The following is a 14,475-nucleotide window of genomic DNA, read 5'->3' on the forward strand; positions in this document are numbered from 1 at the left end:
GCCATCGAGCAGCCGGTCCTCGGTGAGAATGGGGCCGCCGGTCACGCGCCCGTCTCGCCCGCCTCCCGCAGCACCGTCTCGGCGGCGCGGGCATCCTCCTGCCGGACCGCCAGCCGGCGGGGGAAAGCGCCGATCCCGCCCTCCACGGCGCTGACATGGGCGTCGAGGACGATGGACGGGATGCCCGCATCCCGCAACAAGGCCTGCAGGAAGCTCAGGCGGACCGGGTCGAGGCCCGTGGCCAGGATGTGCATGCGTGCTCCGGCAGGGTTGTGGGTGCGCGCGCCTTGGCGTGGCTGCCCGTCATGGTTATGTTGCCGGCCGGTCTTCTAAGGTCATTTCCTGCTTGAGCGTAGCCGTCACGCCGACGCCCGACGACGAGAATCCCGAGGCTGCGCTCGTGGTTCTGACCGAGCTGGTCCGCGACGACCTGGAGCTGTGCAACCGGCTCATCGTCGAGCACATGGACAGCCCGGTCTCCCTGATCCCGCAGCTCGCCGCGCATATCGTCGCGGCCGGGGGCAAGCGCCTGCGGCCGTTGCTCACCCTGGCCGCCGCGCGCATGTGCGGCTACCGGGGGGAGCGCCATGCCGCCCTGGCCGCCTGCGTGGAGTTCCTGCACACCGCCACGCTGCTGCATGACGACGTGGTGGACGAGAGCTCCCTGCGCCGCGGCCAGGCCAGCGCCAACGCGCTGTTCGGCAACAAGCCCTCGGTTCTGGTGGGTGACTTCCTTTTCGCCCGTGCCTTCCAGCTGATGGTGCGCGACGGCTCGCTGCGCGTACTCGCCATCCTGAGCCAGGCCGCCGCCACGATCGTGGAGGGCGAGGTGCTGCAGCTCGTCATCCAGAACGACACGGCCACGACCGAGGAGCAGTACCTCCAGGTCATCGCCGGCAAGACCGCCGCGCTCTTCGCCGCCGCCACCGAGATCGGCGCCGTGGTGGCCGACCGGCCGGAGGCCGAGGCCGAGGCGCTGCATGCCTATGGCCGCGACCTCGGCATGGCCTTCCAGCTCGTGGACGATGCGCTGGACTATTCCGCGCGCCAAGCCGAGCTGGGCAAGACGGTCGGCGACGATTTCCGCGAGGGCAAGATCACCCTTCCGGTCCTGCTGGCCTTCCAGCGGGGCGACGAGGCGGAGCGCGTCTTCTGGCGCCGGGTGCTGGAGGAGCGGGAGCAGGGCGAGGGCGACCTGGAGCACGCCCTGGAGCTGATGCGCCGACACGACACGCTGGGTGCCACCCTGGCGCTGGCGGAGGATTACGGCCGCTCGGCGCAGCGGGCGCTGGACCTCTTTCCGCAGGGGCCGGAGCGCCAGGCCCTGTCCGACATCATCCGCTTCTGCATCGCCCGCGCCCGCTGAGGCGTGGAACGGGGAGGGCGGCGTCCTCCCCGGTCCGCTGGCTCAGCCGCGCCCGACGAAGGGCATGGCGGTGGCCATGATGGTCATGCTCTGCACATTCGCGTCGAGCGGCAGCGCGGCCATATGGGCCACGGCGCGCCCGACATGTGCCACGTCCATCCGCGGCTCCACCATCATTCGCCCGTCCGCCTGCGGCACGCCCCGGGTCATGCGCTCGGTCATCTCGGTCGCGGCATTGCCCACGTCGATCTGGCCGCAGGCGATGCCGTGCTTGCGCCCGTCCAGGCTGATTGACTTGGTCAGGCCGCTGATGGCGTGCTTGGTGGCGGTATAGGGCGCGCTGCCGGGCCGGGGGGCATAGGCGCTGATCGAGCCGTTGTTGATGATGCGGCCGCCCTTCGGGTCCTGCGCCTTCATCATCGCATAGGCGGCGCGGGCGCAGAGGAAGGCACCGTTCAGGTTCGCCGCCACCACGCCGAACCAGTCGTCGTCGCTGATCTCGTCGAAATCCACGGCGGGGCTGCCGCGCCCGGCATTGTTGAACAGCAGGTCCAGCCGCCCCCAGCGCTGCTTCACCGTGGCGAAGAGCGCCTTCACCGAGGCCGCGTCGGTGATGTCGGCCGGCACCGGCAGGCAGTGGCCGCCATGCTCGCCCGCCTGCGCCACCGTCTCCTCCAGCGCATCGCGCCGCCGCCCGGCCAGGGCCACCGACCAGCCATCGGCCAGCAACGCCAGCGTGGCCGCGCGCCCGATCCCCGAGCCGGCACCCGTCACCACCGCGATCCGCGATTCCGTCATCTCGTCCCACTCCCTGGAATGCGGGCGCAGCCTGCGTCGCCCGCGACCTTGCGGCAAGACGAGGGAGACGTGTCATCGAACGGCGGAACGCAGGCCGCCGGACGCGTCGCGAGCCGGTGCCGTCCGCCTTCACGGGCCAGGGCCTTCCGTCACGCGCGCCGTGCCGATTTTTAGGATTTTAGGATTTTAGCCCTTTATCCGACCGGACGGATGCAGGGCCGTGCCCGGTGTCGCGAACCGGGGGAGTGCCCAGGCTCGTGTTCCCGGGGGGCCGTTGCGCCACGATGTGGGTTGATTTTATTCCTATACCTGAGTGGGCTCCGGGAAGCAAGCGGCGTCGGGGGATCATGCCGGAGAGCATGGCTCCGCGGCGACGGCCGGTGCACGCGCGCCCATGGGTTGGCGCGTTCCGCCGTCCGGAATCAGTCCTCGCCGACCGGCGCCAGGTCCACGCCCACTTCCAGCTTGTGCCGCCCGCCGCCCAGGATGATGCCGCGCAGCGGCGAGACGTCGCCGAAATCCCGTCCCCAGCCGAGCAGGACGTGCTCCTCCGAGAGCAGGATGTCGTTGGTCGGGTCCAGATCCAGCCAGCCGAGCTCCGGCCCCAGCCAGGCGCCGACCCAGGCATGGGACATGTCGGCGCCGACGCGGCGCGGCTGCCCCGGCGGCGGATAGGTGCGGATATAGCCGGAGGTATAGCGCGCCGGCAGGCCGAGGGCGCGCAACCCGGCGATCATGACGTGGGAGAAGTCCTGGCAGACGCCTTCGCGCCGCCGCAGCACCTCGTCCACCGGCGTGGCGATGCCGGTGACGCCGGAGCGGAAGCGGAATTCCTTCCTGAAGCGGGAATTCAGGTCCAGCAGCCCTTCCAGCACCGGCCGGCCGGCGGGAAAGGAGGCGGCGGCGAAGTCCCGCGCCGCATCCCCCACCCGGACCATGGGGCTGGGGAAGGTGAACTCCGCGGCCTCCGGATCACGCGGCGCGAGGGCCGCCACAGCCTCCCAGGGCAGGGTCGAGCCGGCCGGGGGAGGGGGCGGGAACCGCACATCCACCACCGCCTCGGTCACCACCTCGAAGCGCTCATGCGGGCTGTCGAGGAAGAGCCAGGTGACATGGTTGCCGAAATGGTCCTGCCCGGTGGTGACCCGGGCGGCCTCCGGCGTGCTGGTCAGGCCCGTGCTCAGCACGCGCTGCGCCGGCAGGTCGCGCGGCGTCAGGCAGAGCATGTGGGTGGCCATCTCCACCGGATGGCCATAGGCATAGCTGGTGACGTGCCGGACGCGCAGGATCATGCCATCCCCCGCCCGATGACCGGCACCAGCGACCGCGCCTGCGGCAGCAGCGTGAAATACTGGCGCGAGATCCCTTCGGCGAGGTTGCCCGCGCGCTCCTCCACCCCCCGCAGCCGGGCGGGCACAACGGCCGCCGGCCCCTCGGCGATGGCGAAGGTCTCCTGCCACAGGGCCTCCGCCTCCCCGGCCAGGCTGTCATCGAGGCCGGCCAGGCTCTCCAGCAGCTCGCGTGCGCGGGCGAACTGGAAGCCCAGCCCGCGGGGGTTGCCGGCATCGGCCAGGACCAGCCGCAGCACGGGTTCCGCCTGCGGCGCGGCCAGGTAGCGCGTGCGGTAGGTGATCACGGAATCGCACAGCTCCAGGGCGAGGCGCAGCCCGGCCTCCAGCCGCGCCGGCGGCTGGTCGAGCGCCATGGACAGGGCGGAGGCGATGGACTGGGCCCGTTCCACCCGGCGCCCGAGGTCCAGAAAGGTATGGGCGCCGCCGCGCACCATGTTCTCCGCCGCCACCCCGGCGACCCCGGCGGCATAGCGCATGGCGGCACGGTGCAGGCGGGACAGGGCTTGCAGGTCGCGCACCTGGGGCAGCTTGTCCCGCATCTCCCGCAAGGGCTGCAGGAAAGCGTCGTGCATGTCGCCGGTCTGGCGGTCGCGCGTGGCCTCGACCAGCCGGGCGATGCGCCCGAAGGCGCGGGACAGGGCTTCATCCGGCCGGGCGGCGCGCAGCAGCGCGCGGCGCAACGGCCCCGCATCCCCGGCAACGGGGAAGTCCTCCACCTTCACCAGCCCGGCGGGCACCAGGCAGCGGGCCAGGGTGTGCAGCTCCGCCAGCTCGTGCGGCAACAGGGCGTCGCGCTCCAGCCGCACCAGGGCGGCGCGCGAAAGGCGTGCGGCGGTGTCCAGCCGCTCCACGTAGCGGCCCAGCCAGAACAGGTTGTCCCCGGCCCGGGACGGCATGCCGGCCGCCATCCGGCGCAGCGCCAGCGGCGGCGACTGGAGGGCGGGAAGCAGCCCGGCCTCCGCCTCGTCCTCCAGCACCCAGACATCCTTGGACAGCCCGCCCTCCGGCACCCGCGTGAAGGCATGGGCGCCGTCCTCCAGGATATGGGCGAAGCCGCCGGGCAGCACCCGCCAGAAGGGGGCGCCGCCCGCGTCGTCACCGGCCAGGAACATGCGGAGCCGCACGGGAAGCGGCACCTTGGCGCCGGTCCCATCCTCCCCGGCATCGCTCACCCAGCAGGGCGCCTGCGAGGGCGGGGAGATCTCCGTGGCCGCCCAGCCTTCCGGCCGGGCCTCCAGGCGGGCGAGAAGGGCCTGGTTCGACAGGTCCAGGAGCACGGCGGGGCTGCGCGGATCGGTGGCGGAGCGCAGCATCCACCGTTCCGGCGCCGCGCGGACTTCCTCCAGGGCGGCGGGATCGCCCAGCCAGAGCGTGCGCAGCCCCGGCAGGCGCAGCGCCTCGTCCAGCAGCAACTCGCAGAGGCGCGGCAGGAAGGCGGCGAGCGCCGGGGCCTCCGCCATGTCGGCGCCCGGGTCGTTGACGATCCGCACCGCGCCGTTGCGCGCGGCATCCATCAGCCCGACGACGCCGCCCGCGGCGGGGCCATCGGATTCCAGCGGGTCCAGCAGATGCCCCTGCATCCGCCGCAGCAGCGCGCCGATCGGCTGCAGGCCGCGCAGCGTCTTCAGGTAGAGCCGGCCCCGCCGCACGGTGAGGTCCCCCGGCTCCACCGGGATGCAGTCCAGCGCCTGGGTCAGCACCACGTTCTCGGCCCAGCTCGGATCGCCCACGGCCGGGGTGAGCAGGGCGATGGCGTCCTCCTCGTGCCCGGGCGGCAGGGCATGGCGGAGCGAGAGCTGCCAGGCCTCCAGGAAGGGGCGCATCGGCCGCAGCGGCACCCGGCGGAACAGCTCCGGCATGGTGCGGGCGAGCAGGCGGCGGTTCTCCAGCGCCTGCGCCAGCCCGGCCATGCGGGCGATGGAATCCCCGGCCACGCGCCACTGCCCGTCCTGGCCCCGTTGCAGGTCCGTCGCCAGCACGCTGAGCATAGGCGGGCGCGGCACCGGGCCGGTGGTGCGGCAGGCGCGCAGGAAGCCTGCGTTGTTGAAGACCAGCTCGGCGGGCAGCAGCCCCTCGGCCAGCAGGCGCCGGGGGCCATAGACATCCTTCAGCACCGCCTGCAGCAGCCGGCCCCGCTGCGCCAGCCCCGCCTCCAGATAGGCGAACTCCCCCGCCGGGATAGGCATGGGCAGCAGGTCGCAGCGCCAGGCCGTCACCCGCTCCTCGGAGGGCAGGAGCGAGGCGATCCCGTCCTCCTCCAGCGCCCGGTGCAGGCTGAGCGCGCGGTCCGACAGGTCCGGGCCGGACAGGCCGGACAAGGCACCCAGGATGCTGCGCCAGTGCGGACGGACCCGGCCCCGGCCGTCCACCATCTCGTCGGCGGCGGCACTCATCCCGGAAAGGGCCCGGCAGGCATGGGGGTGGCGGACGGGAAGGTGGCGCTCATCCTTTCATCTAGCCGGGCTGGCCCCCGCTGCGCCAGCCGCCGTCCCGGCCCGGCGCGCCGATTCCTCCTGGGTGGCTGACTTCCCGGGCGGAAGCGGGCAGTCTGCGCCGCTCCGCCCCACCCCGATCCGGAAGGAAACCCGGCATGGCCGCCGAACCGCGCAGCATCGTCATCTTCGATCTCGGCGGCGTGCTGGTGGACTGGGACCCGCGCCACCTCTACCGCCAGCTCTTCCCCGGGGACGAGGCGGGGATGGAGCAGTTCCTGGCCGGGGTCTGCACCAACGAATGGAACCTGCAGCAGGATGCCGGGCGGAGCTGGGCCGAGGCCACCGCCCTGTTGCGCGCCCAGCACCCGGGGCAGGAGGCGCTGATCGATGCCTTCCACCAGCGCTGGCCGGAGATGATCCGGGGCGCCATCGACGGCACGGTGGAGATCCTGCGCGAGCTCCGCGAGGCCGGGGTGCCGCTCTATGCCCTGACCAACTGGTCCGCCGAGACCTTTCCGGTGGCGGAGGAGCGCTTCGACTTCATGGGCTGGTTCCGGGGCGTGGTGGTGTCCGGGCGGGAGAAGCTGATCAAGCCCGACCCGCGCATCTACCGCCTGCTGCTGGAACGCTTCGGGGTGGACCCGCGACAGGCCGTCTATATCGACGACAACCCGGCCAACGCCCAGGCGGCCACCGGCCTCGGGATGCAGGGCATCCACTTCACCTCGCCCGAGCACCTGCGGGCGGCGCTGGTGACGCTGGGCCTGCCGGTGAAGCCGCTGGCCTGACGGCGGGGGCTACGGCGCCCCGGATATCCCCCCGTTCATGTCCCCGGGCATATCCCGCAGCCAGGCGTCCAGGTCCACCGCCGCCACCTGCCGCCAGAGCCCGGCCATGCGCCGGGCGGCGAAATCCAGCAGCGCCTCGCCCATCTCCGCCGTGGCCTTCGCGGCATCGCCCACCGCCCCGGCCGGGTTCAGGTCCTGCGCCTGCCAGGCCAGCGTGGCGCCCAGCGAGGAGGCGATGGCCGGGGCCTGCTCCTCCAGCCGCCGCCGGGCGCTGGGGAAGTCGGCCATGGCGGCGCGGTCCACATCCTGGGGCGAAAGGCGCAGCATCAGCGCCGTCTCGTCCCGCCCGGCATGGATGCCGTAGCGGGCCTCCAGCGGATCGGCGAGCTCCCCGGGGCGTCCCATCCGGTCCCAATGGGCGCTGACCGCCAGGATACGGTGCGCGACGCGGAGGCGGCGGCAGGCGACCCCCAGCATCGCGCCGTTGCCGCCATGGGCGTTCATCACCACCAGCCGCCGCACGCCCGCCCGCGCCACGCTGGCGCCGATCGCGGTGACGAGCGCGAGGAAGCCTTCCTCGTCCAGCGTCAGCGTGCCGGGAAAGGCCAGGTGCTCCACCGAAAGCCCCACCGCCTGATGGGGCAGCACCAGCAGCGGCAGTTCCGGCGGGCAATGGGTCAGCGCCCGGGCCAGGATGCCGGCATTGATGGTCTGGTCGGTGGAGACGGGCAGGTGCGGCCCGTGCTGCTCCGTGGCGGCGATGGGCAGCACCGCCACCGTGTTCTCCGGCAGGTCACGGAATTCCGGCCAGCGCAGCTCGGCCCAGAAACGCGTGCGGATCGGCATGGCGGGCGTCTTCCTTTCTCTCCGACACGGCAACGCCGGAAGGCCGCCCCCGGCGTCGCGCCGCCCTTCAGGCCGGAACCGGCTCCGCCCTGATCGGCAGGGCCGGGTCGCGCACTTCCCCGGTGCCACCATCGGTGATGCCGAGATCGGTCGGATGCGGGCCGGGATTGCAGGCCAGCGAGATGCCGGTCACCCCCCGGAAGACCCGGAAGGGCGGCTTCCACTGCATCACCGCATCCGCCGCCGCCCGCAGACGGGCGAAGCTGGCGGCGGTCTCCCCGGGCGGGGTCTCGGCCAGCAGCCCGGCGATGGGCAGGGGCATCAGCCCCGTCACCGCGCCGCCCGCCGCCACGGCCATGCCGCCGCCCGAGGCGATCAGCGCATTGGCGGCGGCCGCCATGTCCGCCGGGTCGCGGCCCAGCACCAGCAGGTTGTGGTTGTCATGGCTGATCGTCGTGGCCACGGCGCCCGCGGGCTCGCCCCAGCCATCGGCGAGGCACAGCATCGGCGCCGGGTCGCGCCGCCCGTGCCGGTGCAGCACGGCGATCAGCGCATGGCCCGGCGGCAGCTCGGCCACGCCGTCGCGCACCGCGACCTCGGCCTCGGCCCAATGGACCACGCGGGCGCCGCCGACCACCGGCAGGCGCGCGTATCCGTTGTCGATGCCCTTCACCCGCAGGCGGAAGGCTTCCGGGGCCTGCGGCGCCAGCTTCACCGTGCCGCGCGGCGCATCGGACAGGTCGCGGGGCAGGGCTTCCAGCATCCGGCCACCCTCCGCCACGAGGCGGCCGGCGACATAGACACGCTCCACCACCATGCCGGGCAGGTCGGAGAGCACGGCGATCTCCGCCCGTCGTCCCGGCGCCACGAGGCCGATATCGTCGCGCTTCAGCCGCAGCGCCGCGTTCAGCGTGGCCATGCGGATCGCCAGCACCGGGTTCAGCCCGCGCACCACCAGCCGCGCCAGCATGTCGCGCAGCCCCCCCTTGGCCACCAGCTCGTTCGGGAAGATGTCGTCCGTGCAGGCGACGAGGCCGGCGGGGAAGACCGGCAGGGACAGGATCGCCGCCACGGCGCCCGGCAGGACATTGTCGTGGCTGCCGCGCAGCTCGACCGTCAGCCCGGCGCGCAGCTTGGCCAGCAGGTCCTCGCCCGAGGTGATCTCGTGGTCCGAGGTCACGCCCGAGGCGGCATAGGCCTGGAGGGCGGGGCCCGCCAGGTCCCGCCCATGGCCGTTGACGTTCTTGCCCGCAGCCATCCCGGCGGCGACGATGCCTTCCATCCGCTCGCTGCCGGACAGCACGCCGGCCATGTCCATGACCTCGGCGACGCCCGCGACCTCGGGCCAGCGGAGCATCTCGCGCATCTCCTCCGGCCCGATCTCGGCCCCCGCCACCTCCAGCCCGGGCGCGGAGGGGACGCAGGACGGGGCGGCGATCAGCACGCGCAGCGGCAGGCCCCGCGCGGACTCCACCGCCCAGCGCACCCCCGGGACGCCCAGCACGTTGGCCAGCTCGTGCGGGTCCCAGACGGTGGTGGTGACGCCGTGCGGCACCACGGTCGCGGCATAGTCCACCGGCGCCATGAAGGAGGATTCGAAATGCAGGTGGTTGTCCACGAAGCCGGGCGCCAGGAAGCGGCCCGTCACGTCGTGGGTCTCCGCCGCATCGGCGCGCGTGCCGGGCGGATGCACCGAAGCGATCAGCCCGCCCACCAGCCCGACATCCGCCGCGCGCAGCTCGCCGGTCGCGACATCCACCAGCGTGCCACCGGTGAGCAGCAGGTCGAAGGGGGCCTTGCCCTGCGCCGCCCGCACGGCGCGGCGGCGGGTCTCCGTGGGAATGGGGGCTTCGGGGGCGAAGCTCACTGCCCGTTCCCCGTGGGCGCCTTGCCCACGCTGGTGGCGAGCGTCATCTCGTCGGTGCGGGCCTCGTAGCGCAGGCCCTTCCGCATCGCCCAGGTGTTGGTCTGGAAATAGAGCGGGATCAGCGCCTGCTGTTCGACGACCGCCATGCGCGTGGCCTCGCGGCTGATGCGCTCGCGCTCCCCGTCGTCCATGGTGGTGCGGGCCTGCTCGATCAGCCGGTCGATCGCGGCATTGCTGAAGCGGCCACGATTGGCGGGGCCGAAGCCGCGCGACGGGTCCACCGTGTGGATCAGCGCCTCCAGCATCCCCAGCACCTCCGGATTGGGCGAGAAGCCGGACAGGTTCACCGAGTACTTCAACTGCGCCGACTCGCTCAGCCAGGTGCCGCGCGGCCGCGTCTCCACCGTGGCGACGAGGCCGGCGCGGCTCCACATCTGGCCGACCGCCTGCACCACCTGCTCGTCATTCACGTAGCGGTCGTTCGGCCCGTTGATCTGCACCGCGAAGCCTTCCGGATAGCCCGCCTCGGCCAGCAGCTTCTTCGCGCCCGGCAGGTCGAAGGTCTGCGGCTTCGCCAGTTCGGGCGAGGCACCGAAGTAGCCCGGCGGGGCGAGGTCGTTGGTCGGCAGGCCCTGGCCTTGCATGACGCGCGAGACCAGCGCCTCCCGGTTGATCGCCATGGACAGCGCCTTGCGCACCCGCACGTCGCGCAACGGGTTGGGGATCGGCTTGCCGTCACGGCCGGCGATGTGCGGCGTCACCTCGCGGTCGCTGTCCAGCGTCAGGAACATCAGCCGGTTGGAGGGGCTGACGGCGGTGGCGAAGGCCGGGTCCTTGCTGAAGCGGTCGAACTGGTCGGTCGGCACGATCTCGATCAGGTCCACATCGCCCGCGCGCAGCGCGGCGGTGCGGGCGCCGGCATTGGCGATGGGGCGGAACTCGACCCGCCGGAAGGCGGGCTTCGGTCCGGCGAATTCCTCGTAGCGCTCCATCACCGCCACGCCGCCGGGCGTCCAGGAGACATAGCGGTAGGGACCGGTGCCGATCATGCCCTTGCCGGCGTTGAAATCGGCGGTGGAAAGCCCCTCCGCCGCGTGCTTGGCGAGGATCATCACCATGGAGAGGTAGTTCGCCATCAGTGGCGTCGGCGCATGGGTGTGGATGCGCAGCGTGTGCGCGTCCACCTGCTCCACCGACTTCACGGGGCGGGTATAGGTGTTGAGCGAGGAGGGCGAGTTCGGCACGTCGCCGGCGCGGGCGATGGTGAAGGCGACATCGTCCACCGTCACCGGCGTGCCGTCCTGGAAGCGCGCCGCGGGGTTCAGCCTGATTTCCCAGGTCAGGTCGTCCACCGCGCGCCATTCGGTGGCCAGCGCCGGACGCAGGACCTGCCGCGCATCCTGTTCCATCAGCGGCTGGAAGTAGTGGCGCCCATAGGCGTAGTTGGTAATGACGCTGGCGAAATGCGGATCGATGCTGGTCGGCCCGGCCTCCATGCCGATGCGCAGCGTGTCCTGTTCCTGGCCTCCCCCCTGGGCCGCGGCCGGTGCCGCGACCGCCAGCACCGCGCCGGCCAGGAGGGTGGTGGCGAGAAGGGCGTCGCGGAGGCGTGGAAGGCGCATGGCGGGTGGTCCGGTGGCAGTGATGTCTGGCGCGTGGCATGATACCGCCCGGCGCCGGAAAGCAAGCCCGCTATCCAGTCTGGAGACGAATTATGCCCTCACCGGAGGATCTCGCCCCTCTCGCCCCGGCGATGACCGCCTGGCGCCGCGACATCCATGCCCATCCGGAGCTCGGCTTCGAGGAGACGCGCACCGCCGCGCTGGTGGCGAAGGAACTGCGCGAGGCCGGGATCGAGGTGACCGAGGGGCTGGGCGGAACCGGCGTGGTCGGCACGCTGCGTGGCAAGGGGAGCAGCGGCGGCGGCAACCGGGCCATCGGGCTGCGTGCCGACATGGACGCGCTGGCGATGGGCGAGGTGACGGGGCTTCCCTATGCCAGCGGGGCGCCCGGCACGATGCATGCCTGCGGCCATGACGGCCACACCGCCATGCTGCTTGGCGCCGCGAAGTGGCTGGCGCGGAACCCGGGCCGCTTCTCCGGCACGGTGCACTTCGTCTTCCAGCCCGCCGAGGAAGGGCTCGGCGGCGCCGACCGCATGATCCGGGAAGGGCTGTTCGAGACCTTCCCCGTCGATGCGGTCTATGGCCTGCACAACATGCTCGACATGCCGGTGGGCAGCATCGCCGTGCCGCGCAGCCGCGCCCTGGCCAGCGCCGATACCTGGGAGGCCGTCTTCACCGGCAAGGGCGGACATGGCGCGCGGCCGCACCTGGCGGCGGATGCCACGCTGGCGGCGGCGCAGTTCGTCACCGCCCTGCACAGCATCGTCGCGCGCAACATCGATCCCCTGCAGAGCGGCGTGGTCAGCGTCGGCCATATCGCGGCCGGCGATGCCAAGGCACCGAACGTGATCCCGGCGAAGGTGGTGGTGCGCGGCACCGCCCGCGCCTTCCGCAACGAGGAACGCGCGCTGCTGGAGCGCCGCATCCTGGCCATCGCGGAGAACATCGCCGCCACGCACGAGGTGACGGTGGAGGCCCGCTACATCCACGGCACGCCGCCCACGGTGAACCATGCGGAGCAGGTGCAGGTCGCGCTGCGTGCCGCCCGCGCCACGGTGGGCGAGGTCCTGGTGGACGACGATCCCGAGCCGATCACCCCGGGCGAGGACTTCGCCTTCATGCTGCTGGAACGTCCCGGCGCCTTCGCCTTCATCGGCATGGGCGCGCCGCGCCATCCCGAAGGCTACCAGCACAACCCGCATTACGATTTCAACGACGAGATCCTGGCGCATGGCGCCGCCTACTGGTGCAGCCTGGTCGAGGCGGAACTGGGATGAACCCACCCCGCGCCACCGTCATCGACTGCGACCCCGGCACGGACGACGCGCTGGCGCTCTGGCTGGCGCTCGCCTCGCCGGAGCTGGATGTCCGGCTGGTGACGGTCTGCGGCGGCAATGTCGGGCTGGAGCGGACGCTCGCCAATGCCCGCGCCATTGTCGGGCTGGCCGGGCGGGCCGTGCCGGTGGTGGGCGGTGCCCGCCGCCCGCTGCTGGGGGAATTCCGTTCCGAGACGGCGGTGCATGCGGCGGATGGCCTCGCCGGGGTGCGCCTGCCGGAAGGCCCGCCCGCCGCGCCGGGCCGGGCGGCGGATGCCATCCGGGACCTGCTGCGCCACGCCGCCCCGGGCGAGGTGACGCTGGTCGGACTGGCACCGGCCACCAACCTCGCCCTGGCCCTCCTGGCCGAGCCGGACCTGCACGACCGTGTGCGCGAGATCGTGCTGATGACCGGTGCCTGGGGCGAAGGGAACTGGACCCCCTCGGCGGAGTTCAACGCTGCCTCCGACCCCGAGGCCCTGGCCGCCCTGGTCGCCACCGGCCTGCCGGTCAGCCTCGTGACGCTGGACCTCACCGCCCAGGCCTTCGTCACCCCCGCGGTGGTGGAGCGGCTGGCCGGGATGGGGAAGGGGACCTGCCTGGAGGCCGCCTGCGCCATCCTGCGCGGCGTGCCGGCCTCGCGCCGCTTCGGGCATCGCGGCTTTCCGCTGCACGACCCCTGCGCCGTCGCGCTGGTGCTGTGGCCGGAACTCTTCGGCCTTCGGGAAGCCTGGGTGGAGGTGGAATGCGGCACCGGCATCGGCCGGGGGCGCACGCATATCGACCGCTGGAACCGGATGCGCCAGCCGCCGAACATCCACGTCGCGGAGACACTGGACCCTGAGCCGTTCTTCGAGGCCCTGGCCGGGCGCCTGGCCTCACTGCCATGAGCCATGGCGGCCCGTCGCGCGGGCCGGGCCTCAGTTCGCCCGGGCGCCTCGTGGCATGGGGAGTTCCACCTGCTGCCGCAGCCAGGAGGCGGCATCCGGCGGCAGGCCGTCCGTGGCGATATCTTCCGCCATGCGCATCACCAGGATCGGCCCGGCGATCCCGTTGCGCCGCAGGGCGCCACGAAGATGCTGGGAAAGGTAGCTCACCGACATGTCGCTCGAAACAAAGAGAGCGTTCGCATTGGCGATCCAGTGGCTTTCCGAGACTTCCCAGATCGCCTGTTCCAGAACCTCGGTCGCGCCTTGTGGCAAGTCATACAGAACCAGAATGAGCGACATCTCACCACGTTCCACGCTTCAGGGCAGGTGAGAATACGAATAGGCCCAATGCGCATCCAGTTCCACCCTTTCAAGAAGATGGGAGAAAATGCTGCCTATGACAAAAATCATCGGGCATCGCGGCGGTGCATTTTTGTGGCCCGAGAACAGTATTGACGGGTTTCGCAGCGCAACTCATCTCAAGGTTGAATTTTGCGAGTGCGATATACACCTGTCGGTTGATGGACAGCCGATCGTGCTCCATGACGCCAGGCTGGAGCGGACCTCCGAGGGACAGGGCCTGCTGGCCGAGCATACGGCGGAGGAGCTGACCCGCCTCCGCCTGCGTGGGGCGGGCGGCGCGTGCATCCCCCACCTGAAGGATGTGGCCGAGCTGGTCGCCTCATCCTCCTGCGGCCTGCAGGTGGAGCTCAAGACCGATGCGCGGGGAAGGCCCTATCCCGGCCTCCTGGAGGTGGCGCTCCCGATCCTGGACCGGCATGGGATGCGGCGGCGCTGCGGCATCATCGCCTTCCATGCGCCCACCGCCGCCGCGGCCCAGGCGGCGGGCGGCTTCGACCATGTCGCCTGGCTCTTCGACCCGGCCATGCTGGAAGGCCTCGGCCTGCCGGGGATCATCGGCGTGGCGCGGGCCCATGGGCTTTCCATGGTGGAGACCCATGCCAGCGTGATGGATGCGGAGCTGGTAGCGGGCCTGCGCGCGGCCGGCCTGCGGGTCGCCGTCTGGGGCGGCAACCACGCGGACAGCATCGGCCGCATGCTGGATCTGGGTGTGGATGCGATGGCCAGCGACGACCCCGTCCTGGCCATGCGGATGCGCGACGAGCGGGAATAGGGGCCGGGATCGGGCGCC

The 14,475-nt window shown here is 72.1% G+C and carries 13 protein-coding genes; 5 read left to right on the forward strand and 8 right to left on the reverse strand.

Annotated elements, in window-relative coordinates:
• Positions 1 to 41: 41 nt before the first annotated feature.
• Entirely contained in the window at positions 42 to 254 is a 213-nt protein-coding gene (locus tag ROTAS13_RS01330) for a DUF2007 domain-containing protein (RefSeq protein ID WP_019460630.1), read from the reverse strand.
• Positions 255 to 346: 92 nt separating this feature from the next.
• Here ROTAS13_RS01330 and ROTAS13_RS01335 point away from each other — a divergent pair, with 92 nt between their 5' ends.
• Complete coding sequence (locus ROTAS13_RS01335) at positions 347 to 1,366, forward strand: polyprenyl synthetase family protein (RefSeq protein ID WP_075821343.1); 1,020 nt, start codon at positions 347 to 349, stop codon at positions 1,364 to 1,366.
• A gap of 42 nt (positions 1,367 to 1,408) precedes the next feature.
• On the opposite strand, the gene ROTAS13_RS01340 is transcribed toward ROTAS13_RS01335, so the two are convergent.
• The 3 genes from ROTAS13_RS01340 to ROTAS13_RS01350 form a co-directional block, all read right to left on the reverse strand.
• Positions 1,409 to 2,164, reverse strand: coding sequence for an SDR family oxidoreductase (locus ROTAS13_RS01340; protein WP_075821344.1), 756 nt, complete (start codon positions 2,162 to 2,164; stop codon positions 1,409 to 1,411).
• A gap of 422 nt (positions 2,165 to 2,586) precedes the next feature.
• On the reverse strand, positions 2,587 to 3,456 hold the full coding sequence (locus tag ROTAS13_RS01345) for a transglutaminase family protein (RefSeq protein ID WP_019460633.1): 870 nt from the start codon (positions 3,454 to 3,456) through the stop codon (positions 2,587 to 2,589).
• Complete coding sequence (locus tag ROTAS13_RS01350; RefSeq protein ID WP_019460634.1) at positions 3,453 to 5,909, reverse strand: circularly permuted type 2 ATP-grasp protein; 2,457 nt, start codon at positions 5,907 to 5,909, stop codon at positions 3,453 to 3,455. The genes ROTAS13_RS01345 and ROTAS13_RS01350 overlap by 4 nt, the downstream gene beginning before the upstream one ends.
• A gap of 197 nt (positions 5,910 to 6,106) precedes the next feature.
• Here ROTAS13_RS01350 and ROTAS13_RS01355 point away from each other — a divergent pair, with 197 nt between their 5' ends.
• Positions 6,107 to 6,739, forward strand: coding sequence for an HAD family phosphatase (locus ROTAS13_RS01355; RefSeq protein WP_019460635.1), 633 nt, complete (start codon positions 6,107 to 6,109; stop codon positions 6,737 to 6,739).
• Between the two features lie 9 nt (positions 6,740 to 6,748).
• Here ROTAS13_RS01355 and ROTAS13_RS01360 read toward each other — a convergent pair whose 3' ends face one another.
• From ROTAS13_RS01360 to ROTAS13_RS01370, 3 genes are all read right to left on the reverse strand, one after another.
• On the reverse strand, positions 6,749 to 7,585 hold the full coding sequence (locus ROTAS13_RS01360) for a creatininase family protein (protein ID WP_075821345.1): 837 nt from the start codon (positions 7,583 to 7,585) through the stop codon (positions 6,749 to 6,751).
• A 67-nt stretch (positions 7,586 to 7,652) separates the two neighbouring features.
• Entirely contained in the window at positions 7,653 to 9,452 is a 1,800-nt protein-coding gene (locus ROTAS13_RS01365) for an adenine deaminase (RefSeq protein ID WP_083755354.1), read from the reverse strand.
• Positions 9,449 to 11,074 carry an ABC transporter substrate-binding protein gene (locus ROTAS13_RS01370; protein WP_075821346.1) on the reverse strand — a complete coding sequence of 542 codons (1,626 nt, stop codon included), beginning with the start codon at positions 11,072 to 11,074 and terminating at the stop codon, positions 9,449 to 9,451. The genes ROTAS13_RS01365 and ROTAS13_RS01370 overlap by 4 nt, the downstream gene beginning before the upstream one ends.
• Before the next feature lie 92 nt (positions 11,075 to 11,166).
• On the opposite strand from ROTAS13_RS01370, the gene ROTAS13_RS01375 reads away from it, so the two are divergent.
• Positions 11,167 to 12,354: an amidohydrolase gene (locus tag ROTAS13_RS01375; RefSeq protein ID WP_075821347.1), complete on the forward strand. Its 1,188-nt coding sequence runs from the start codon at positions 11,167 to 11,169 to the stop codon at positions 12,352 to 12,354.
• On the forward strand, positions 12,351 to 13,283 hold the full coding sequence (locus ROTAS13_RS01380; RefSeq protein ID WP_019460640.1) for a nucleoside hydrolase: 933 nt from the start codon (positions 12,351 to 12,353) through the stop codon (positions 13,281 to 13,283). Before ROTAS13_RS01375 ends, ROTAS13_RS01380 begins: the two co-directional genes overlap by 4 nt.
• A 30-nt stretch (positions 13,284 to 13,313) precedes the next feature.
• Here ROTAS13_RS01380 and ROTAS13_RS01385 read toward each other — a convergent pair whose 3' ends face one another.
• Positions 13,314 to 13,622 (reverse strand): hypothetical protein, encoded by a 309-nt coding sequence (locus ROTAS13_RS01385; protein ID WP_019460641.1) that lies wholly within the window; start codon positions 13,620 to 13,622, stop codon positions 13,314 to 13,316.
• Positions 13,623 to 13,719: 97 nt separating this feature from the next.
• Here ROTAS13_RS01385 and ROTAS13_RS01390 point away from each other — a divergent pair, with 97 nt between their 5' ends.
• Complete coding sequence (locus ROTAS13_RS01390) at positions 13,720 to 14,457, forward strand: glycerophosphodiester phosphodiesterase family protein (protein ID WP_226946085.1); 738 nt, start codon at positions 13,720 to 13,722, stop codon at positions 14,455 to 14,457.
• Positions 14,458 to 14,475: the final 18 nt, after the last annotated feature.

The organism is Roseomonas sp. TAS13 (assembly GCF_001950415.1).
GTDB lineage: Bacteria > Pseudomonadota > Alphaproteobacteria > Acetobacterales > Acetobacteraceae > Roseomonas > Roseomonas mucosa.